We start from the raw sequence: 19,519 nt of genomic DNA on the forward strand, positions 1-19,519 counted from the left end.
CTCTTCTTTTAATTGGAACAAGTATTAATGAGGGGCTAAACCAAAATGTAAACTGGAGCTGCTGGGTAACAAATTAATTAAAGGATGGATATAATCATATAATACTAAAAAAGAGAAATCATGAAAACTAATTTAATTAAAACCGGATATTTATTTTTATCAGTATGGTTACTTGGTAGCTGTACAAATAATGATCAACCCAACCCAACTGTAGCTTGTCCAAGTATCGACGTACTCGGTTTGGCTTTTACGGGAAATATAAATAATGCAAGCGCAATGCCTTTCTTTGGCTATTTTGATAATTCGACAGCAGTCTCCAATTGGGTACCTATTGCCAACATAAGTATTACCAATCCAGCTACGCCAGCTTTTATACAGTTGTCGTCTGCAAATAATGCGGTGTACAATGCTGCAACGGGAGATTATAAGTTGGTTATTGCAGAAGAAAAAAGATTAATAACGATTAACGCTGCGGGAGCAATTTCTTTTACTCCAATTACAACGGGAATTGCGGGTGTTAACATTACCAATGCTCCGGTGTATTCAGGAGGTAACTTGTATTTTGGAAACATGACTTATACTGGCGTAAATATGGTTTTTAGTGTTTTGGATAGTTCCTATGCATTGGTCAATTCTATTACGATTCCAAGCGGTAATATTAGCGGTAATTATTCTTGGAATTTTACATCAGCAACCGATGGTGGTAGTTTGATCTATTTTGCAATTGGAAATAATATTATAACATATAACAGATCGACAAATACAATCGTTGCCTCAGTAATACCAGGAGTTTCATCAGGAACCATTATAGGTTTAGAGTTTAAAGGGACAAATAAGTTGTATGCTTTACATGAAGATTGGTCTGCTGCCAGTACAGATTTGGTAGAAATTGATGTAACGAACCCGCTGGCTGTAACAAAAGCAAGCGTAATATCGTTAGGTTTTCAAGTGAATTATGAGTTTTTCAGTACAACTTATAACGAGTGTAATCAAAAATTTTATTTGTCTACACCGGACACTAGCGGAAGTAATTTGCCAGCGCGAAATATTCGAATTGATCTGGCGGGAACGCCAACTATTGTACCGCTGACGCCGGTTAACGTCTGGATTACCGGATTAGCCTTAAAACGTTAAGGAGATTAGATTTATTGGAGGTGAAGTTTTTCACGCAGATTTAGCAGATTTTTTTATTGCTGCTTTTGCAAAAATCTGCAAAATCTGCAAAATCTGCGTGATATTTTGTTTTGATATTTCCTGTCTTATTGATATTCTTGACGAGAAATTTTTGCCACTGATTAAAGGATTAAAATGATTCAATCTTTTCTACAGCTTACAAAGTAATTAGTGAAAATTAGTGTAATCCGTGGCGAAAAAACTATCTAACTATTTTCATACTAAGTTAGTAGCTCTTTGTCAAAGTTCTGTGGTGAAAACAAAGAAAAGCCCTTGTAAAAAAATACAAGGGCTTTTAGTTTTCGTGGAGAATACCGGATTCGAACCGGTCACCTCTTGCCTGCCAGTAGCAATGGTATTGTATTTATGTCTTAAAAATTAATATGTTATGATTTTTAATATTTGCAAAAAGTAGCATTATCATTCATTTTTCCACTTAATAACTACACTTAGAAATTTCTAAATAATTTCAGTTTTTCTAATTCTCAGTTTAAATTAATTGTATATGAAAAAATTTTATATAAGAAATTTGGTTTTAAAAAATTAAAATATATAAAAATTGTAGATTTGCATAAACTGACCTTTAAATTTAATGAAAGAGATTACAAATAAATTAACTTACAAAAATTTTGAAGTTGTAGACTTATTTTGCGGAATTGGCGGATTATCACATGGTTTTGTGAAAGAAAAATTTAGTGTAAAAGCTGGAATTGATTTTGACAACTCTTGTGGATTTGCTTTTGAAAATAATAACAATGCCAAATTTCTACATAGAGATATTAAGGATTTTAAACCTTCTGAATTATTATCTTTATACGGCAAAGGGAAAAAAAAAATATTGGTAGGATGTGCTCCGTGCCAGCCTTTCTCAATATATAATCGAAACAGTTCTAATATTGAGAATAGACCAGAAGATAAATGGAAGTTACTATATTCATTTTCTAATTTAATAGATGAAACTGAGCCTGAAATAATTTCTATGGAAAATGTACCATTAGTGGTTACATTTGATGGTGGAAAGGTTTTTAAAGATTTTATAAGTAGGTTAGAATCAAAAGGCTATTTAGTATCTTGGAGCGTTGTAAACGCTCAAGATTATGGAGTTGCGCAAAGAAGAAAAAGGTTGATTTTATTTGGAACCAAATTAGGAGAAAAAATCAAGTTAATCGAACCAACTATAAAAGACAAAAATTATAAGACAGTGCAAGATGCGATTGGGCACTTACCAAGCATTGCTGATGGCGAAACTCACTCAGACGACCCTTTGCATCATGCAAAGAAACTAAACAGTTTAAACAAGCAAAGAATTAGAGCAACACCAGAAGGAGGTTCGTGGAAAGACTGGGATGAAAGTTTGTGGTTAGAATGTCATAAAAAAGATTCTGGAAAAAATTTCAAAAGTGTTTATGGAAGGATGAAATGGAATGATGTTGCTCCAACAATGACCACATATTGTACAGGTTTGAGCAATGGTCGATTTGGTCATCCTGTTCAAGATAGGGCAATTAGTTTAAGAGAGGCTGCATTGATTCAAAGTTTTCCCGAAGATTATAACTTCATTGACCCGAATTCTGAATTCTCTAGTCCAACAATAGCAAGACAAATAGGCAATGCGGTTCCTGTAGGATTAGGGATAGCAGTTGCACAAAGTATTAAAAATCATATAAAAGAAATTGGGAAAAAAGAACAACATTAAAGATATAGATACTAGTCTTCGGTGGAGATTTGATGTTAATACTTTTCGTTTAATAGGAAGAGAATTAATAACGGATAGAGTTACTGCTGTTTTTGAGTTAGTCAAAAATTGCTATGATGCTAATGCAACAGAAGTTCTAGTAGATTTTGTAGATGTTGGCTTTAAAAATTCAGAAAAGAAAATTATCATAAAAGATAATGGAATAGGAATGTCTTTTATTGATATAAGGGATAAATGGATGGTTGTTGGAACAAATAGTAAGAGGAAGAGCCTTTATTCTGACCCACCTTTTAATAGAAAATTTGTTGGTGAAAAAGGGATTGGTCGATTTGCTGTGGATAAATTAGGCGAAAAATTATTGATTAAGACTAAGCAAAATAATGAAAATGATTGGCTTAATGTCAAAATTGATTGGGATGAGTATGAAGCTTTATCTAATAGTTCAAAAGTTGTTGAGCAGTTGTCATTATTTACTGAAGTGGATAATAAGTATTTCTATGAAGACGGTATTTTAGAAGAAAGCGGTACGGAGTTGATTATATCTAAAGTGACTGATTTATGGACTGAAAATGATATAGAGAGGCTTTATAAAGAATTATCAAAACTTGTTTCTCCTTTTTATCCCGTTAATCCACCTTTCGATATTAGAATAAATTCTAACGAATATAAAAGTTTTACCAATAAAATTATTAAAGCTGACCCTATAAAATATTATTCTCATAGAGTTGAAATAGATTTTGATATAGAAAATAATAAACAACAGACTTTGTCTTTTAATTCTAAAACTGGAGAAATTGAAACAGTATGGATAGAAATTCAAAATTTTGGACCTGTCAAGATGAAATTATTTTATTTCAATGAGAATGCAAAGAGAAGATATGGTGCAGCTTATAAAAATGACGATACTAGAATAGATGGAATAAAGATTTATAGAGATGGAATTATTACTACACCTTTTGCAGAATTTCAACAAAATCCAGATAAGAAAAGAGATATCTTAGGAATTGACAAAAGGCGTTGGTCATCAGCATTTAATAAAGTTGGAACAAAAGAGGTTATTGGAGTTTTGGATATAACCAAACAAAATAATCCTAAAATAATTGATGCCACCAATAGACAAGATTTTATTCATACTGAAGAATATGAATCTATTAAAGAGTTTATTATTTCTCAATTGAAAATATTTGAAGAATTAAAAGAATTCGAAAGAGATGGAAAGAAAACTATTGTTGAAAAAGAACTTTTAGTTGCTGGAAGGGATGTTAAATCTTTTGAAAGAGAAATCGAAAAAATTGAAAAAAGCATTGAGAATGAATCAAATCCAGCATTTAAAGCTAATCTAAACATATTAAAAGACCAAGCTAAGCAATTGCATGTTACAATTACTAAAGGAATTGATGAACAAAAAAAATATCAAAAAGAGGTAGAACGGAAAGAAAAGATATTATATAGTGTAGTCTCAATGCAAGAATATGCATCATTAATTTCTCATGCTGTTCGTACGTCTATCGCAAAAGTTAAGCACCTTGGAGAATTCTTTAAATTAAATTTTCCTAATCCAAAGTTTGATAAATATTTCATTGATTACGCCATTTTAATATATGATGAGATGAATACTTTACTTAGTGTAACAGATTTCATGTTGAGCTATGCTGGTAGTGATAAAAGTTATGAAGAATTTGACATCAAGATTCTAATAGATGATTTACTTAAAAATACTTATGAAACAATTTTTAAGAACGAAAGTATTGAATTAGAAATTGATATAAAAGACGATTTTATAATTGACACTAATAAAAAGGCCTTTCAAGATATATTCCAAAATTTAGTTTCAAATTCAATTAAAGCTCTTAAAAATACCGAAAATAAAATTATAAAATGTTCAGGATTTCTCAATAGTGATAAATATGTAATTTACTTTTCTGATAACGGGATTGGAATTGATGATAGTGACAAGGAATGGATATTTGGTTTGTACAATACAAGAACTGCAGAACAAGGTGGTGCTGGTATTGGACTTTATATTGTAGAAAATCAAGTCAAAGCCTTTGGGGGTAATATTGAGTTAGTTGAAAATGAATTTAAACCTTCAGGAGCAACCTTCAAAATTACGATTCCATTTAATAAAAAATAATTATGAATAATTCAATAGACCCAAAAATAATTGTTATACATGATGACATTGCTGATAACTCACCAATTATGGTAATGTTAAAAGTTAATCATGGAGATGATAATGTTTTGTTATTTAAACATTCTCAAGAAGGTTTAGACTTTGTGTTAAATAATCTAGGTTCTAAAATGATTGTCTTATTGGATAAAAATTTTAAAGAAGCTAAGGATATATCTGGAATACGAGTTTTTGAAAAAATTAAAGAGAAAACTTCACTAGTGTATGTTATACTAATATCTGTTAGCAATATAAGTGAGCTAGAGGATGATGAGTTAAAAATGCTTATAAATAAAGATTTGTTCAAGTTTGAAAGCTTCACAACTGATTATACAACAATTCTAGGCTTAGTTGATGAAGCAATTCGAAATTTGAGTTTACGAATAGATTGTGTACTTGAAGACTGGATAATGAGACATCCAATTGAAGCTAGAAGTAAGCCTTTAATAAAAAATAGAGATGGGGTTTCTTTTACTATGGACGAGGTACTCACAAGTATAAGAGAACAAGGTGAGATTGGTTTAGAGTTTGAAAGAAGTTTACTGACATTAGCAATTGAAATTTTTAGTCGACAAAAACTTCTTACAAATGATTAATACAATTGTAACTTATGACGATATTGATGGTCCTCTAGGTAATTATTTCAATAAAAGTTACTTACATATAGACGAGTTAAAAAGTCAGCCTAATTTATCCATAACTGGATTAAGTGGTTGTAATTGCTTAGAAAACAACATTAGCAAAATAATACCTCCAGTTAATCAACAGAATTTTGTCTTTGTTGGTTTGTCTCATGGTGCAGAGGATGGTTTTTCCTTAATGGGAGCAGATAATTACGTAAATGTAAACAATGCAAATCTTTTTCTAAACTCCTTTTTTTATTCAACAGCTTGTCATATTGGAAAAGAACTTAGCAAAATTCTCCTTAGTCATGGATGTAAATGTTTCATAGGTTACACTGATGTGTCTGAAGCTCCTCTAAACGAAGAACATGAAGATTTATTCATAGAATGTGAATTACATGCCTTAAGAAATTTTTATCTTACAACTAGTTCTATTCAAGTCCTATACAATGAAATGATTGCATTTACTGATGAGAAATTCATTGAACTAGCAAATGGAAATGATATCTTAGATGCAATGGCATTGGTAAGAAATAGGAACTGTATGATTATTGTTGGAGATGATGCAAATAAGCAGTTAACGAGATTAGACTTCGATGTATAATTTTACTCAAGAAGTCCATTTAAATTAATCGCTTTGTTCTGATAAAATTTTACTTAATACATTTCCTGTAGTAGAGATTACCTTCCCTTTTGGCACACCTAATTTATCAAGTAGCATGAGCATTTGTTTTGATGTTAGTTTTAGCTTCATATCTTTCTTTTAATGATAAATATCTCGTAGCGGACCCAAAAACCAATGAAAAAATAAATTATTCTCCAAAATGAGGTTATGCACTCACACTACTTAATAAATTCATAGCTTTTACTAGTATTGATGAAATAATTCAATAGAGCAAATACAGGAGCGCCTAAGACCAATAGGTACGGATAAACAATTGATTAATGCTAAAAATAGAACCAAATTTTCCCGTGATATTTTTTTTTGAATATTGATAGGGATATACAACGATATTCGAAAAACCTCATATTAGTAGGGAGGTAACGGTTAACTTGATATTAAAAAAAACTATTATAACAAAATATCTTTTCTAAGAGTTCTTTCAATTATAAAAGTTAAAAAGTACACTCTAATAGTACATTTAGCATTAAATAAAAAAGCCTTACATTTCTGCAAGGCTTAATTTTATTAGTGGAGAATACCGGATTCGAACCGGTCACCTCTTGCCTGCCAGGCAAGCACTCTAGCCAAATGAGCTAATCCCCCAATTCGTTAGCAAATAAAGGCAATTAATTTTCAAAAAACAAATTTCAAATCACATCAGATGAAAATATTTTTCAAAACCGTAACTTTACGATCAAATTTATTTTTATGAGCTCAGATAACCAAAGCGGATCTTTACAAACCACTATTAAAAATGCAATTGCAACTGTACAATTTGGTCATCCGGCCAGTAATTCTTTTCCAAAAACATTATTAAAACGACTTACGGCTGAGATTCATTCGTTAAGTAGTAATGAAACTATTTCAATAATTGTTTTACAAAGCGAAGGAAGCAAGGTTTTTTGCTCCGGCGCTTCATTTGACGAACTTTTGGCAGTTGAAAATGAAGAACAGGGCAGGGAGTTTTTTTCCGGTTTTGCCCATTTGTTAAATGCTATGCGCAGCTGCTCGAAAATTATTATAGGACGTGTTCAGGGAAAGGCTGTTGGTGGTGGCGTTGGTATTATTGCCGCTTGCGATTATGCTTTTGGAACTCCTGAAAGTGCTGTGAAATTATCAGAACTTGCTATTGGAATCGGCCCATTTGTAATTGAACCTGCTGTATCGCGTAAAATCGGTAAAATGGCTATGGCAGAAATGACACTTGCGGCGCATGAATGGAAAACAGCAGACTGGGCACTTCAGAATGGATTGTTTTCTAAAGTTTGTCATGCAGATGAACTTGATGCTGCTGTGGAAAGTTTTGCTCAAAAATTAAGTGCTTATAATCCGGAAGCTTTGTCTGAAATGAAAAAAATTATTTGGGAAGGAACAGAAAATTGGGAATCATTACTTTTTGAACGGGCTGCCATTACCGGAAAGTTAGTTTTGTCGGACTTTACTATAAATGCTTTGATGCAGTTTAAAAAACAATAGCGATGAATGTCCTTTTATTCTTTCAGAAAATGGATGTTGCTGAGAAAATGAAAACCGCTCCGGATAGCAATTATCAAATTGGAGTTGTGATCGGATCGTTTATTCCTTTCGTGATTTTAATCGGAATTGCCTATTTTATGTATAACAGAGCCAAAAAAAGAGATGAAAACGGTTATTAATTTGTAAATTTGCAACCTAAAATTCAAATCGATGAGTAATATCAGAATTACAAAACAATTTAGTTTCGAAACCGGTCACGCTTTATACGGTTACGACGGAAAATGTAAAAACGTTCACGGGCACAGTTATAAATTATCGGTAACGGTTATTGGTTCGCCAATTACAGATCGATCCAATGTGAAATACGGAATGGTTATCGATTTTTCGGATCTGAAGAAAATTGTAAAAGAAGAAATCGTCGATCAGTTTGATCATGCGACTGTTTTTAACGAAACGACACCACATGTTGAATTGGCAAACGAATTAAAAAACCGTGGACATCACGTAATTCTGGTTGATTATCAACCAACAAGTGAGAATATGGTAGTTGATTTTGCTGAGCGAATCATTGCACGTTTGCCTGCCGAAATTTCACTTTTCTCACTAAAATTGCAGGAAACGGAATCTTCGTTTGCGGAGTGGTATGCTAGTGATAACCTGAAGTAAATTTCAATATTAAAAATTCCAAATTCCAAATTTCAACTTTTGTTGAGATTCTGAATTTCAATTTCAAACGTATTTCAATTAAATGATTTCAAATAAAAAAGTATATTTTGCTTCTGATCAGCATTTTGGAGCTCCGACTCCGGAGTTGAGTTTTCCTCGTGAACAAAAATTTGTGGCTTGGTTAGAGGAGGTGAAGCACGATGCCGAAGCTATTTTTTTGTTGGGAGATCTGTTTGATTTTTGGTTTGAATACAAAACAGTAGTTCCGAAAGGATTTGTACGCGTTTTGGGAAAACTGGCTGAAATTCGCGATAGTGGAATTCCGATTTACTTTTTTGTCGGAAATCACGATTTGTGGATGGAAGATTATTTTCAAACCGAATTGAATATACCGGTTTATCACGATAATAAAGAGTTTACTTTTAACGGTAAAACTTTTTTAATAGGTCATGGTGATGGTAAAGGACCCGGTGATATGGGGTACAAACGAATGAAAAAAGTATTTACGAATCCTTTTTCTAAGTGGCTTTTCCGCTGGTTGCATCCTGATATCGGGGTTCGATTGGCACAATACCTGTCAGTCAAAAATAAATTGATTTCGGGTGCTGAGGATGTAAAATTTCTGGGCGAAGAAAACGAATGGCTTGTATTATATGCTAAGCGTAAACTCGAAACCAAACACTACAACTACTTTGTTTTTGGTCATCGTCATTTGCCAATGATCATGCCGGTCGGTGAAAATTCCGATTATGTAAATCTGGGCGATTGGATTGGTTATTTTACCTATGGTGTTTTTGATGGAAATAATTTCGAACTGCTGAAATTCGAGAAGTAGACACGGGGATTTTTAGACTATTTCTTAGTTTAAACCTACGCCATATACATACTCTTCCAATTCAATTTTGAATAAGGATCCTTCAACCAAATCTTTAATCGATTTCAATTCTGTCATAGAAACAGCCAGGTCTATTTGAGAACAAGGTGTTTTTAGTAGAAATTTATGACAGGAATATTTTAATTCACAAGCTTCGCAACAAGCATTTTCGGTCATGCTATCTTCAATCAAATCACAAAATTGATTCAATTCTTCAACTGTAAAATAAAAACCGGTTTCTTTAAAAACAAGTTGAACTTTCTCTGATATAACTTGTTTTCCATTCTTCCAGTAAAAGGATATTCCAAAATTGTTATGGTATATTTGCGCAATTTCTCTCATCGTAAATCTTTTATTTCAACAAATATAAATATTATTTATATTAATTCTAAATAAAAAAATCATAAAATAAGATAAATTTTAATTGTGCTAAGATGTGTCAATTTTAGTATAAGGTCCAATAGTTGTAAGGAAGTAAAAAACTTTTAAATTTTTTTGGGGCAAAGGTGCATAGGAGCAAAGCGATAAAGGTTTAAAAAAAACTTTGCGACTCTGCGACTTCGCGAGATTTTTTGGAGATTTCTACCTTTTAACCTCGCGACTATTCTTGTTTGTTGCTTACCTGCAATGTAGCGGCTTTACTTAATCCATTTTTGGATACTGGATAAAAAGGCCTCTTGCTGATCTGTAAATAAATAATGGGAGCAGTTTCCGATTAGAGTAAAATGATCTTCTCCTACTAAATTCTCAATCCAGTTGATTTGATCTGAGGGAAAAATACCGTCGTCCTGACCATAAACAGCATAGATTGGGATGCGCTGAGCTTTTATTTTTTCTAACACAGGTTTGTTGTTGATGTTGTTGCGCTTTTCATTAGTATAAAAAAGAATCGGGGCGTTTTTATTTCTAATATTAGTTTTATAAAAAGGACCAGTTTCATAATCGCTGTACAGCTTTTTTGATGCCTCGGTCGAATTCGGCATTTTAAAGTAGTCGTTTTCACTGGCCAGATCAAAACAAGCCTTTCGGTATGCGGCGGAGTTTTTATTTAGGTTTTCTGTGAGAGTGATCTTTTGTAATTGTGTAGTATTGCCTTTTTCTAAGGCAGTCTTTTTTACAGATTTCAGAATATGATCGTAAGTTTCCTGTTGTGAGATCAGAGCTCCTGCAAGTACAAGCGAATTTACTTTTTCGGGAAATTTATCGGTATAAAGTGTGGCAACCAACCCTCCAAAACTATGCGCGATAAGTGTAGCTTTCTTTAGATGGTATTTTTTGTAAATTTCATTTAAGTCCTGAAAAGCTTCATCATAAGTGAAATTAGCGGTTGAATCTACAGATCTTCCTTCGCCTCTGCGATCGTAAACAATAACATAAAATCCATTGTCAGCCAGTTTTTCTGCTGTTGTACCTTCAAATAAAGTTGAATTCCCGCTCGGGCCTCCATGAATGAAAATTAAAGCTTTCTTCGTTTTATCACCGTATGTTTTGATGTAAAGATTTTGCCCTTCTACAAACCAGCAGGATAGTAAAAAGAAGAAAGTCAGTAACAATTGTTTCATTTATTCCATATTTTGATGATCTTCCATATCTTTCTGAAGATCTAAATTTCTAAAAGAAGGAGATTTGATTCCGGTTGCTAAAACGGTTATAAGCGTCATACTTCCACCAAAAACGACCGAAGTTACCGTTCCCATTAATTTTGCTGTTAAACCGCTTTCAAAAGCGCCTAATTCATTCGATGAACCAACGAACATCGAGTTTACTGCGGCAACGCGTCCGCGCATATGATCGGGAGTTTTAAGTTGCAAAATCGTTTGGCGAATTACGACCGAAATTCCGTCTGCAACCCCACTTAAGAACAAGGCAACCACAGACAACCAGAAAATGGTTGAAACACCAAATAAAATAATACACAAACCGAAAGCAAAAATGGCAACCAAAAGTTTCATTCCTGCTCTTTTATACAAAGGCACATAGGCGGAGACTAACATCGTAATAAAAGCACCGATAGCCGGTGCCGCTCTTAGAACGCCAAATCCTTCCGGACCAACTTTCAGGATGTCCTGTGCAAAAACAGGTAATAAAGCAACCGCACCTCCAAAAAGAACAGCGACCATATCCAACGTAAGTACGCCCAGTATTGTTTTGTTATTGAATACAAATTTGAGACCTTCCTTTAAACTTTCCATAACCGGTTCACCGATTTTTGGATTCAAAATGGGTTTTTTACTGATCTGCGACAGGGCTATTAAAGCAAAGAGCGAAAAGGCAAAAACAGAACACATAGACCAATGAACTCCGATGAAATTAATAGAAAATCCTGCAACGGCAGGTCCCATTACGGCGCCAATTTGCCAAACCGAACTACTCCAGGTTGCAGCATTAGGGTATACTTTTTTGGGTACGATCAGCGACAACAGAGAAAAAATAGTGGGTCCGAGAAAAGCGCGAACTAGTCCGCCTAAAAAGACCAAAAAGTAAATCGAGTATAAAATAACAGTAGAAGACCATCCGTCAACTATTTTTGGCCAGGTCAATAAAAACAAACCAAAGCTAATCACCGAAAAGCCTAAAATACATTTTACCAATAATCCTTTTTTCTCTCTTTGGTCGACAATGTGTCCCGCAAACAAAGCCATCGAAACGGCTGGGATTACTTCCATTAAACCAATAATTCCTAGAGAAAGCGGGTTTTTAGTTAAGCTGTAAACTTCCCATTCGATTACAATAAATTGCATGGACCAGGCAAAAACCATGGCGAAACGCAAGAGTAAAAACACATTAAATTCTCTATATCGAAGTGCCTGATACGGGTCGGCTTTTTTGGGTTTATCTTTCATTTGTTCTAATGTCTTTTAACATAAGTTGAGTAGAAATAGTATTGTTCCATTCGTTTTCGGCTATGCAGTACGCGAGCTGAAACGTATTTTGATTTTTTGTAATGTCTATTTTTTTTCCAAGTCCAAATCCAATTGCAGCAATTCCATCTGAACCATTTTGTTTGACAAAAAGCCTTAAATGCTCTTCATCTGCACCTAATGTTTTCGCATAACCGGTATCTTTTATATCAGTGGTCATAAAAACGGGCGTCATGTTTTGTGGTCCAAAAGGCTCAAACTGTTTTAAAATTCGGATCAGTTTTGGAGTTAAATCTGTAAAATTGATTTGAGCATCAATTTCGATTTCCGGAGTTCGCATTTCCGGTAAAATGGTTTTTTCGATCTGTTTTTCAAAAGCCGCTTTAAAGGGTTTGTAGTTTTCTGCTTTCAGCGTCATTCCGGCAGCATACATATGACCTCCAAATTGCTCGAGATGTTCTGAGCAGGCATCCAGTGCATTATACACATCAAAACCTTTTACCGATCGGGCAGAAGCAGCATATTTATCGCCACTTTTCGTGAAAACCAAGGTCGGACGGTAATACGTTTCAATTAATCTTGAAGCTACAATTCCGATTACACCTTTGTGCCAGTCTTCCTGAAAAACAACAGTAGAAAAGCGGTCTTGTTCGTTATTTTCTACAATCTGTTGAAAAGCTTCTTTGGTAATTTTTTTGTCCAGATCCTTGCGATCCGCATTGTATTGCTCAATTTCTGAGGCAAATTGTTGTGCTTGTTCAAAATTAAATTCGGTCAATAACTCTACAGCGTGATTTCCGTGTTTGATTCTTCCTGCAGCATTTATTCGGGGTGAAATGATAAAAACAACATCAGAGATATCTAAAACTTGCTTTTTTATCTGATGAACCAAAGCTTTAATTCCAGGTCTTGGAGCGCTATTGATTACTTGCAATCCGAAATAAGCGAGAACTCTGTTTTCTCCTGTAATCGGAACAATATCTGCGGCAATGGCGGTGGCAACTAAATCGAGATAAGGAACTAAATCGGTTATAGTTTCATTTCTGTTTCTTCCTAAAGCCTGAATTAATTTAAAACCTACGCCACAACCACATAATTCGTCATACGGATAGAAACAATCTTCTCTTTTTGGGTCTAAGATGGCTACAGCGTCCGGCAGAAATTCTCCGGGTCTGTGGTGATCGCAAATAATAAAATCAATGTTTCGTTCTTTTGCGTAGGCAATGTGATCAATTGATTTGATTCCGCAGTCAAGAGCGATAATTAACGAAAATCCGTTGTCATCGGCAAAGTCAATTCCTTTAAAAGAAATACCGTAACCCTCGTCGTAACGATCCGGAATATAAGTGGCAACATTCGGATAATGAGATTTTAAATACGAAGAAACCAATGAAACGGCCGTTGTTCCGTCGACATCATAATCTCCAAAAACCAGTATGTTTTCCTGATTGTTGATTGCCGCTTCTATGCGCACAACCGCTTTGTCCATATCCTTCATGAGGAATGGATCGTGCAGATGCTCTAACGAAGGACGAAAGAAATTTTTAGCCTCTTCAAAAGTTTCAATACCACGCTGAATCAAAAGTGTTGCCACAAAATCTTCTACATTTAAGGCTTGCGCCAAATGGTTGATTTTATCTTGAGAAGGTTTAGGTTTTAAAGTCCAACGCATTTTTAATTGTAGATTTTTGATTTCAGATTTTAGATTGTGGACTTTAGAGATCGTTTAATCAAAATCTTTAAAAAGAGTGCTTTCATTTTGTCAGATCGAGGGGTTTCGACTTCGCTCAATCTGACAGCGTAAAATTTACATTATTTTGTTTCTAAAGCTGTTCCTTCAAATTGAATTCCGTTCCAACCATTAGTAATAAAGTTTCTTATGTTTTGATGGTTTGTTCCGTTTGGATCGCCCAACACTTCATCAAAATAATATGCTCCAAAACAGGCTAAAGTTTGCTCTTGTGTTAAGTTCTGCAATTTAGCAAAAGCAAAAACTTTACAGGAACCCGAATTTTCTCCGGCAGCATTGTGTTGATTTCCGTTTTGAAAAGCAGTTGGGGTGAAGTTGTAATTTTCTTCTACAGTTGCAATGGTTTCAGTAAAAGCGATTGCAGTTGGAGTCTGGTTTAATTTTTCTAAAAAGGCTTGTACGCTCATGTTGTGTGTGTTATTTTTTTGCCACGAATTTTATTAATTTCTCGAATTAAAATTGGAGTATAAACACAAAGGTTCGTGTTAATCTGTGAAATTCGTGTTGAACTAGTATTTCGTACTCTTGTTTTTATTTTTTTGCCACAGATTTAAAAGATTTACAAAGGATTATAATCTGTGTTAATTGGTGAAATTCGTGTTGAATTTGTATTGTGTACTCTTGTTTTTATTTTTTCGCCACAGATTTAAAAGATTTACAAAAGATTTTTTAATCTGTGTTAATCTGTGAAATTCGTGTTGAACTAATATTGTGTACTCTTATTCCTCTTCGTCCTTAGAATATTTACTCTTTTTAGCTTCTTTCTCAATTGTTTTTCCAGCCACAACAACGACAATTTCGCCGCGTGGTGCTGTTTTTTCAAAATGAGTCAATACTTCTTTTGCTGTACCGCGGACATTTTCTTCGTGCATTTTTGATAATTCCCTGCAAACGCAAACTTGTCGGTCTTCTCCAAAATAAGTCACAAATTCTACTAATGTTTTCAGTAGTTTGTGTGGAGAAACATACAAAATCATCGTTCGGGTTTCTTCGGCTAAAGCCAAAAATCGGGTTTGGCGTCCTTTTTTCTCCGGAAGGAAACCTTCAAAAATAAAACGATCATTCGGTAATCCGCTGTTTACTAATGCGGGAACAAATGCAGTTGCGCCGGGTAGACATTCCACTTCAATTTTATTCTCAACACAAGCGCGTGTCAATAAAAATCCCGGATCTGAAATAGCAGGAGTTCCTGCGTCTGAAATTAAGGCGATTGTTTCACCCGCTTTCAAACGAGCGATTAAGTTTTCTGTTGTTTTGTGTTCATTGTGCATATGATGACTGTGCATGTGCGTGCCGATTTCAAAATGCTTTAGGAGTTTACCACTCGTTCGGGTGTCTTCGGCCAAAATCAAATCGACTTCTTTCAGAATCCGGATGGCGCGGAAGGTCATGTCTTCGAGATTGCCGATTGGCGTTGGAACGATATATAATTTAGACATAATTAAGCTTGTTGTTTAAAACACGAATTTTACAGATTGATGCAAATCATTGTCTTTCGAAATGGCATCAAGTATTAAAATTCGTGAAAATGGGTGTGATTTGTGTTTAAGAGAATTTCTTCTCTACAATTTCAAGAAAACGTTGTGCGTAATCGTCTTTTCCTTCCCAATTGTTGTAATCCGGTTTTACCATATTTTCAATAAATTCGGCTGCTTCGCCATAAGAATCGAAAGTTAATAATTGATTTAAAACACGGCTGTAATCTTCGGTGCTGTTTCCGAAAAGGTTTTTAGTGAACGCAATTCGATCGTTCAAATCAACATGAAAACCTTTTGCCAGTTTTTCGTTTAAGGAAGTTGCTTTTGTTTCTGTTTTCTCTATTACGACAGTCTCAACGGTTTTATTTTCTTTAAGTTCCGGAATTGATGAGGTAGGCGTTACGGCTTCAAAACTATCTACTTTTACAAATTCAGCATCGGCATAATTAACGCCAAAATCTTCAAACAAAAATTGAATTGGATTTTGTTTTATTTCTGTTTCTTCCTTTGGCTTCTCTTCCGGTTCCTCTGTAAGTTCAAAAGCAGGTTTGAAATCCGGAATCGGGTTTAAATCACTTTTGGTTGTAAAAGAAAGTGTTTCTTTTATCTCTGTTTCTGCTGTTTCTTCTGAAATGGATGCATCGAAGGCAAGCGTTTCAATCTTTTCTTCTGAAATTATTTCTGTTGCAGGTTCTTCGTCTTCGATAGTTGCGGTTATCGGTTCAACAATTGTTTCAATTATCGGTTCTTCGATTTCTTCTGCTACAATTTCTTCTGTAGTGGTTACTTCTGTAGCGGTTTCTTCAATAGTTTCCGCACTTGGTTCTTTGATTTCCTCTTCCGGGATTTCAATTACAGGCACTTCTTCTGTTTCTTCATTAACTTCCGGATCAGGAATTACTTCTGCTGCGGTTTCTGAAGTTTCTTCAGCGACAACCGGAGTTATTTCTTCTGTTTGAATCGCTACAGGAGCTAAATCTTCTTTTTCGAAAATGGTTTCTACATGAGATTCTACTTCACTGCGTCCGATTGTTGGTTTCAAAGTGTCGAAGTTTTCGTCTACAAACTTCAGAACCGCTAGTTTTTCATATAATTTCTGTGTTTCAAGATATAACTGATTGATATCGGATTTGCTTTTAAGCTTTAGAATTCGATGTGCAATGCTGATTAAATCGGCTTCCAATTTTTTTTTCATAACGGTTGAAATTATAGTGAATACGGTACTTTAGTGTGTTTTTAATTGGCCTGAATGGCTTTGATTGCCAAAGGGAAATCGCTTAATCTTACTTTTATTTCTGTTAATAAGCGTTTGCGAATCTTCGATTTGATAAAAATTATCTATTTTTGAAAAATGTAAAAAAGCATTTTTTTACTTCAAATTATTACCAGTACAAAGTAATAAAAACTATTCATTTTAAAAGGTAGAAAAATACAAAATGTTTCTCGAAAATACAGTAAATCACAAAGAACAATTTGGTTGGATTGAAGTTATTTGTGGATCAATGTTTTCGGGTAAAACCGAGGAGTTAATTCGCAGATTAAAACGCGCCCAATTTGCCAAACAAAGAGTCGAAATTTTTAAACCCGCTATAGATACCCGTTATCATGACGAAATGGTGGTGTCACACGATGCTAATCAAATTCGTTCAACACCGGTACCGGCAGCTGCTAATATTTCAATTTTAGCACAAGGCTGCGATGTCATTGGTATCGATGAAGCCCAATTTTTTGATGACGAAATTGTTACGGTTTGTAATGATTTGGCCAATCAGGGAATTCGCGTAATTGTTGCCGGATTGGATATGGATTTTAAAGGGAACCCTTTCGGACCCATGCCGGCACTTATGGCAACCGCTGAATATGTTACTAAAGTTCACGCCGTTTGTACCAGAACGGGAAACTTAGCCAACTATAGTTTCAGAAAAACAGATAATGACAAGCTGGTTATGCTTGGTGAAACAGAAGAATATGAGCCGCTTAGTCGTGCTGCCTATTACAATGCCATGAAAAAGAATCAGGAGAAATAGCTTTATTTTTGATTTTCTAAATAACATTAAAACCAAGATAAACAATGCAAAAAAAGGAAAGTAAAGAAAGACAGAATATTCGGTTGATGATTACGGTTGGAATTGCATTGGTTTTGGTGTTTGTGATTCAGTTTTATTTTTATAAAAGTACGGATGAAGTAGATACTGAAATAAAGGAATTGGTAGAGAAATACAATACAAATTGCCCCTTAACCATACAAGAGGGAATTCGTTTAGATAGCGTTAGTCTGCCGGAAGGAAATGAGAAAGTCGCGCAATATAACTTGACTTTGGTAAACATAGAAAAAGAAAAGACCGATCTCGATGTAGTTCATAAAGAGATCGAAAAAAGCTTGTTGAGCACGGCTAAAGCAAATCCGGGTCTTAGAGTTTTTGCCAATAATGACTTTACATTAGTGTACAGTTACAAGGACAAAAAGAAGGTGTTTTTGTTTAAAGTCACTATACTACCGGATCAGTATAAATAATTTCGAAGTTTAAAATAAAAAACAAACCCGACAGGTTTTTGAAACCTGTCGGGTTTTTTATATATTATTATTTGTCGAAAAAAATTATATTTTCTTTCTCATTCTGGCCACCGGAATATCAAGTTGTTCTCGGTATTTGGCAATTGTTCTTCTGGCGATAGGGTACCCTTTTTCTTTTAGAATATCGGCAAGTTGATCGTCCGGAAGTGGTTTTTTCTTGTCTTCTTCTTCAATAGTGTTCTGAAGAATTTTTTTAATTTCCAGTGTTGAAACATCTTCGCCCTGATCATTTTTCATGGCTTCAGAGAAAAACTCTTTAATCAGTTTCGTTCCGTAAGGGGTTTCCACATATTTGCTGTTGGCAACACGTGAAATCGTCGAAATGTCCAAACCAACCATATCTGCAATGTCTTTTAAGATCATTGGTTTTAACTTGGTTTCGTCTCCGTCTAAGAAATATTCTTCCTGATAATGCATAATGGCATTCATCGTCACAAAAAGCGTTTCCTGACGTTGTCTGATCGCGTCAATAAACCATTTGGCCGAATCCAGTTTCTGCTTGATAAACTGAACCGCATCTTTCTGTGCAGTCGATTTATCACGAGAATCTTTATACGTCTGCATCATTTCCTGATAATCTTTAGAAACGTGCAGAGAAGGGGCATTTCTGCCATTTAAAGTCAATTCAAGCTCACCGTCAACAATTCTGATGGCGAAATCAGGAACTACATTTTCGGTTACTTTATTGTTTCCGGTGTAAGATCCTCCGGGTTTCGGATTCAGTCTTTCGATTTCGTGAATGGCTTTTTTAAGCTGTTCGTTCGAAACACCGTATTTTTGGATTAATTTATCGTAATGTTTTTTGGTAAAAGCATCAAACTGATTCTCGATAATATCAATCGCTAAGTCAACATATTCAGTAGGTGTTTTATGTTTTAACTGCAACAATAAACATTCCTGCAAATCGCGCGCACCAACTCCTGATGGCTCTAGTTCGTGAATGATATGGAGCATTTTTTCAACCATAGCTTCATCCGTATAAATCGCCTGAGTAAAAGCCATGTCGTCAACAATATCCGGCACACTTCTGCGGATGTAACCCATATCATCAATACTTCCCACTAAGAATTCAGCGATTTCGCGCTCTTCATCATTCAAAATAAAAGTATTCAACTGATTGATTAAATCCTGATGAAAACTAATCGGAGAAGCAAAAGGCGTTTCGCGTTCTTCTTCGTCTCCGTAATTATTAACCTGTGTTTTGTAATCCGGGGTATCGTCGTCGCTTAAATATTCGTCTATATTAATGTCGTCTGCTTCAATTCGGTCTGATTCTGCATCATCGTAATCGTCGTATTCTTCATTAGAGAATTCATCAGCTTCGTATTCGTCTTCTTTTCCAGCTTCTAAAGCCGGGTTTTCGTTCATTTCTTCTAATAAACGTTGCTCAAATGCTTGCGTAGGCAATTGAATTAACTTCATCAGCTGGATTTGCTGTGGAGATAATTTTTGGGATAATTTTAAATTTAAAAATTGCTTTAGCATAACAAGGCACTAATTTTTTTAGCCACTA

General features: G+C 34.6%; 20 protein-coding genes and 1 tRNA gene. 11 read left to right on the top strand and 10 right to left on the bottom strand.

Going from position 1 to position 19,519, the window contains the following annotated elements; all coding sequences use genetic code 11:
- Window positions 1-120: 120 nt before the first annotated feature.
- The 5 genes from ACHRV5_RS08600 (at window position 121) to ACHRV5_RS08620 (ending at window position 6,266) form a co-directional block, all read left to right on the top strand.
- Window positions 121-1,134 (top strand): hypothetical protein, encoded by a 1,014-nt coding sequence (locus ACHRV5_RS08600; RefSeq protein WP_230003681.1) that lies wholly within the window; start codon window positions 121-123, stop codon window positions 1,132-1,134.
- 631 nt (window positions 1,135-1,765) lie between these two features.
- Complete coding sequence (locus ACHRV5_RS08605; RefSeq protein ID WP_395426460.1) at window positions 1,766-2,869, top strand: DNA cytosine methyltransferase; 1,104 nt, start codon at window positions 1,766-1,768, stop codon at window positions 2,867-2,869.
- Complete coding sequence (locus ACHRV5_RS08610; RefSeq protein WP_395426461.1) at window positions 2,847-5,003, top strand: sensor histidine kinase; 2,157 nt, start codon at window positions 2,847-2,849, stop codon at window positions 5,001-5,003. Before ACHRV5_RS08605 ends, ACHRV5_RS08610 begins: the two co-directional genes overlap by 23 nt.
- A 2-nt stretch (window positions 5,004-5,005) precedes the next feature.
- Complete coding sequence (locus ACHRV5_RS08615; RefSeq protein WP_395426462.1) at window positions 5,006-5,635, top strand: hypothetical protein; 630 nt, start codon at window positions 5,006-5,008, stop codon at window positions 5,633-5,635.
- Window positions 5,628-6,266 (top strand): hypothetical protein, encoded by a 639-nt coding sequence (locus ACHRV5_RS08620; protein ID WP_395426463.1) that lies wholly within the window; start codon window positions 5,628-5,630, stop codon window positions 6,264-6,266. Before ACHRV5_RS08615 ends, ACHRV5_RS08620 begins: the two co-directional genes overlap by 8 nt.
- A gap of 24 nt (window positions 6,267-6,290) precedes the next feature.
- Here ACHRV5_RS08620 and ACHRV5_RS08625 read toward each other — a convergent pair whose 3' ends face one another.
- Together ACHRV5_RS08625 and ACHRV5_RS08630 are read right to left on the bottom strand one after the other, a co-directional pair.
- A complete protein-coding gene (locus ACHRV5_RS08625) occupies window positions 6,291-6,416 on the bottom strand; it encodes a hypothetical protein (protein ID WP_395426464.1) in 126 nt (41 codons plus the stop codon).
- Between the two features lie 439 nt (window positions 6,417-6,855).
- Window positions 6,856-6,929: transfer RNA gene (locus ACHRV5_RS08630), tRNA-Ala, on the bottom strand.
- A 105-nt stretch (window positions 6,930-7,034) separates the two neighbouring features.
- On the opposite strand from ACHRV5_RS08630, the gene ACHRV5_RS08635 reads away from it, so the two are divergent.
- The 4 genes from ACHRV5_RS08635 (at window position 7,035) to ACHRV5_RS08650 (ending at window position 9,303) form a co-directional block, all read left to right on the top strand.
- Window positions 7,035-7,802: an enoyl-CoA hydratase/isomerase family protein gene (locus ACHRV5_RS08635; RefSeq protein ID WP_395426465.1), complete on the top strand. Its 768-nt coding sequence runs from the start codon at window positions 7,035-7,037 to the stop codon at window positions 7,800-7,802.
- 2 nt (window positions 7,803-7,804) lie between these two features.
- A complete protein-coding gene (locus ACHRV5_RS08640; RefSeq protein ID WP_395426466.1) occupies window positions 7,805-7,981 on the top strand; it encodes a hypothetical protein in 177 nt (58 codons plus the stop codon).
- A gap of 31 nt (window positions 7,982-8,012) precedes the next feature.
- On the top strand, window positions 8,013-8,468 hold the full coding sequence (locus ACHRV5_RS08645) for a 6-carboxytetrahydropterin synthase (protein ID WP_047778933.1): 456 nt from the start codon (window positions 8,013-8,015) through the stop codon (window positions 8,466-8,468).
- Window positions 8,469-8,550: 82 nt separating this feature from the next.
- Window positions 8,551-9,303 carry a UDP-2,3-diacylglucosamine diphosphatase gene (locus ACHRV5_RS08650; RefSeq protein WP_395426467.1) on the top strand — a complete coding sequence of 251 codons (753 nt, stop codon included), beginning with the start codon at window positions 8,551-8,553 and terminating at the stop codon, window positions 9,301-9,303.
- A gap of 24 nt (window positions 9,304-9,327) precedes the next feature.
- On the opposite strand, the gene ACHRV5_RS08655 is transcribed toward ACHRV5_RS08650, so the two are convergent.
- From ACHRV5_RS08655 to ACHRV5_RS08685, 7 genes are all read right to left on the bottom strand, one after another.
- On the bottom strand, window positions 9,328-9,684 hold the full coding sequence (locus tag ACHRV5_RS08655) for a hypothetical protein (RefSeq protein WP_047778931.1): 357 nt from the start codon (window positions 9,682-9,684) through the stop codon (window positions 9,328-9,330).
- Window positions 9,685-9,980: 296 nt separating this feature from the next.
- Window positions 9,981-10,904, bottom strand: coding sequence for an alpha/beta fold hydrolase (locus tag ACHRV5_RS08660; RefSeq protein WP_395426468.1), 924 nt, complete (start codon window positions 10,902-10,904; stop codon window positions 9,981-9,983).
- Window positions 10,905-12,185: an MFS transporter gene (locus tag ACHRV5_RS08665; RefSeq protein WP_230003672.1), complete on the bottom strand. Its 1,281-nt coding sequence runs from the start codon at window positions 12,183-12,185 to the stop codon at window positions 10,905-10,907.
- The gene (recJ, locus tag ACHRV5_RS08670; RefSeq protein WP_395426469.1) at window positions 12,175-13,875 is read right to left on the bottom strand and encodes a single-stranded-DNA-specific exonuclease RecJ; all 1,701 of its coding nucleotides are present in this window, start codon (window positions 13,873-13,875) and stop codon (window positions 12,175-12,177) included. The genes ACHRV5_RS08665 and recJ overlap by 11 nt, the downstream gene beginning before the upstream one ends.
- A gap of 140 nt (window positions 13,876-14,015) precedes the next feature.
- Window positions 14,016-14,360 carry a HopJ type III effector protein gene (locus tag ACHRV5_RS08675; protein ID WP_230003668.1) on the bottom strand — a complete coding sequence of 115 codons (345 nt, stop codon included), beginning with the start codon at window positions 14,358-14,360 and terminating at the stop codon, window positions 14,016-14,018.
- A gap of 312 nt (window positions 14,361-14,672) precedes the next feature.
- Entirely contained in the window at window positions 14,673-15,392 is a 720-nt protein-coding gene (gene rsmI / locus ACHRV5_RS08680) for a 16S rRNA (cytidine(1402)-2'-O)-methyltransferase (RefSeq protein ID WP_395426471.1), read from the bottom strand.
- A 106-nt stretch (window positions 15,393-15,498) separates the two neighbouring features.
- The gene (locus tag ACHRV5_RS08685; RefSeq protein ID WP_395426472.1) at window positions 15,499-16,626 is read right to left on the bottom strand and encodes a hypothetical protein; all 1,128 of its coding nucleotides are present in this window, start codon (window positions 16,624-16,626) and stop codon (window positions 15,499-15,501) included.
- 241 nt (window positions 16,627-16,867) lie between these two features.
- Between ACHRV5_RS08685 and ACHRV5_RS08690 the strand changes: the two genes are divergently transcribed.
- Both ACHRV5_RS08690 and ACHRV5_RS08695 read left to right on the top strand, forming a co-directional pair.
- Window positions 16,868-17,458: a thymidine kinase gene (locus ACHRV5_RS08690; protein WP_047778925.1), complete on the top strand. Its 591-nt coding sequence runs from the start codon at window positions 16,868-16,870 to the stop codon at window positions 17,456-17,458.
- A gap of 44 nt (window positions 17,459-17,502) precedes the next feature.
- Complete coding sequence (locus ACHRV5_RS08695; RefSeq protein ID WP_230003662.1) at window positions 17,503-17,946, top strand: hypothetical protein; 444 nt, start codon at window positions 17,503-17,505, stop codon at window positions 17,944-17,946.
- Window positions 17,947-18,030: 84 nt separating this feature from the next.
- On the opposite strand, the gene rpoN is transcribed toward ACHRV5_RS08695, so the two are convergent.
- Window positions 18,031-19,491 carry an RNA polymerase factor sigma-54 gene (gene rpoN / locus ACHRV5_RS08700; protein ID WP_047778923.1) on the bottom strand — a complete coding sequence of 487 codons (1,461 nt, stop codon included), beginning with the start codon at window positions 19,489-19,491 and terminating at the stop codon, window positions 18,031-18,033.
- Window positions 19,492-19,519: the final 28 nt, after the last annotated feature.

This window comes from Flavobacterium sp. FlaQc-52 (assembly GCF_044007495.1).
Classification (GTDB): domain Bacteria; phylum Bacteroidota; class Bacteroidia; order Flavobacteriales; family Flavobacteriaceae; genus Flavobacterium; species Flavobacterium cupriresistens.

Excerpts from the sequence above, each read along its gene's own strand:
- ACHRV5_RS08675 (WP_230003668.1), bottom strand. The coding sequence starts at position 14,360 with ATGAGCGTACAAGCCTTTTTAGAAAAATTAAACCAGACTCCAACTGCA.
- ACHRV5_RS08640 (WP_395426466.1), top strand. The coding sequence starts at position 7,805 with ATGAATGTCCTTTTATTCTTTCAGAAAATGGATGTTGCTGAGAAAATG.
- ACHRV5_RS08625 (WP_395426464.1), bottom strand. The coding sequence starts at position 6,416 with ATGAAGCTAAAACTAACATCAAAACAAATGCTCATGCTACTTGATAAA.
- ACHRV5_RS08620 (WP_395426463.1), top strand. The coding sequence starts at position 5,628 with ATGATTAATACAATTGTAACTTATGACGATATTGATGGTCCTCTAGGT.
- ACHRV5_RS08600 (WP_230003681.1), top strand. The coding sequence starts at position 121 with ATGAAAACTAATTTAATTAAAACCGGATATTTATTTTTATCAGTATGG.
- ACHRV5_RS08645 (WP_047778933.1), top strand. The coding sequence starts at position 8,013 with ATGAGTAATATCAGAATTACAAAACAATTTAGTTTCGAAACCGGTCAC.
- ACHRV5_RS08665 (WP_230003672.1), bottom strand. The coding sequence starts at position 12,185 with ATGAAAGATAAACCCAAAAAAGCCGACCCGTATCAGGCACTTCGATAT.
- ACHRV5_RS08660 (WP_395426468.1), bottom strand. The coding sequence starts at position 10,904 with ATGAAACAATTGTTACTGACTTTCTTCTTTTTACTATCCTGCTGGTTT.
- ACHRV5_RS08685 (WP_395426472.1), bottom strand. The coding sequence starts at position 16,626 with ATGAAAAAAAAATTGGAAGCCGATTTAATCAGCATTGCACATCGAATT.
- recJ (WP_395426469.1), bottom strand. The coding sequence starts at position 13,875 with ATGCGTTGGACTTTAAAACCTAAACCTTCTCAAGATAAAATCAACCAT.
- ACHRV5_RS08690 (WP_047778925.1), top strand. The coding sequence starts at position 16,868 with ATGTTTCTCGAAAATACAGTAAATCACAAAGAACAATTTGGTTGGATT.
- ACHRV5_RS08635 (WP_395426465.1), top strand. The coding sequence starts at position 7,035 with ATGAGCTCAGATAACCAAAGCGGATCTTTACAAACCACTATTAAAAAT.
- rsmI (WP_395426471.1), bottom strand. The coding sequence starts at position 15,392 with ATGTCTAAATTATATATCGTTCCAACGCCAATCGGCAATCTCGAAGAC.
- ACHRV5_RS08695 (WP_230003662.1), top strand. The coding sequence starts at position 17,503 with ATGCAAAAAAAGGAAAGTAAAGAAAGACAGAATATTCGGTTGATGATT.
- ACHRV5_RS08655 (WP_047778931.1), bottom strand. The coding sequence starts at position 9,684 with ATGAGAGAAATTGCGCAAATATACCATAACAATTTTGGAATATCCTTT.
- ACHRV5_RS08605 (WP_395426460.1), top strand. The coding sequence starts at position 1,766 with ATGAAAGAGATTACAAATAAATTAACTTACAAAAATTTTGAAGTTGTA.
- ACHRV5_RS08650 (WP_395426467.1), top strand. The coding sequence starts at position 8,551 with ATGATTTCAAATAAAAAAGTATATTTTGCTTCTGATCAGCATTTTGGA.
- rpoN (WP_047778923.1), bottom strand. The coding sequence starts at position 19,491 with ATGCTAAAGCAATTTTTAAATTTAAAATTATCCCAAAAATTATCTCCA.
- ACHRV5_RS08615 (WP_395426462.1), top strand. The coding sequence starts at position 5,006 with ATGAATAATTCAATAGACCCAAAAATAATTGTTATACATGATGACATT.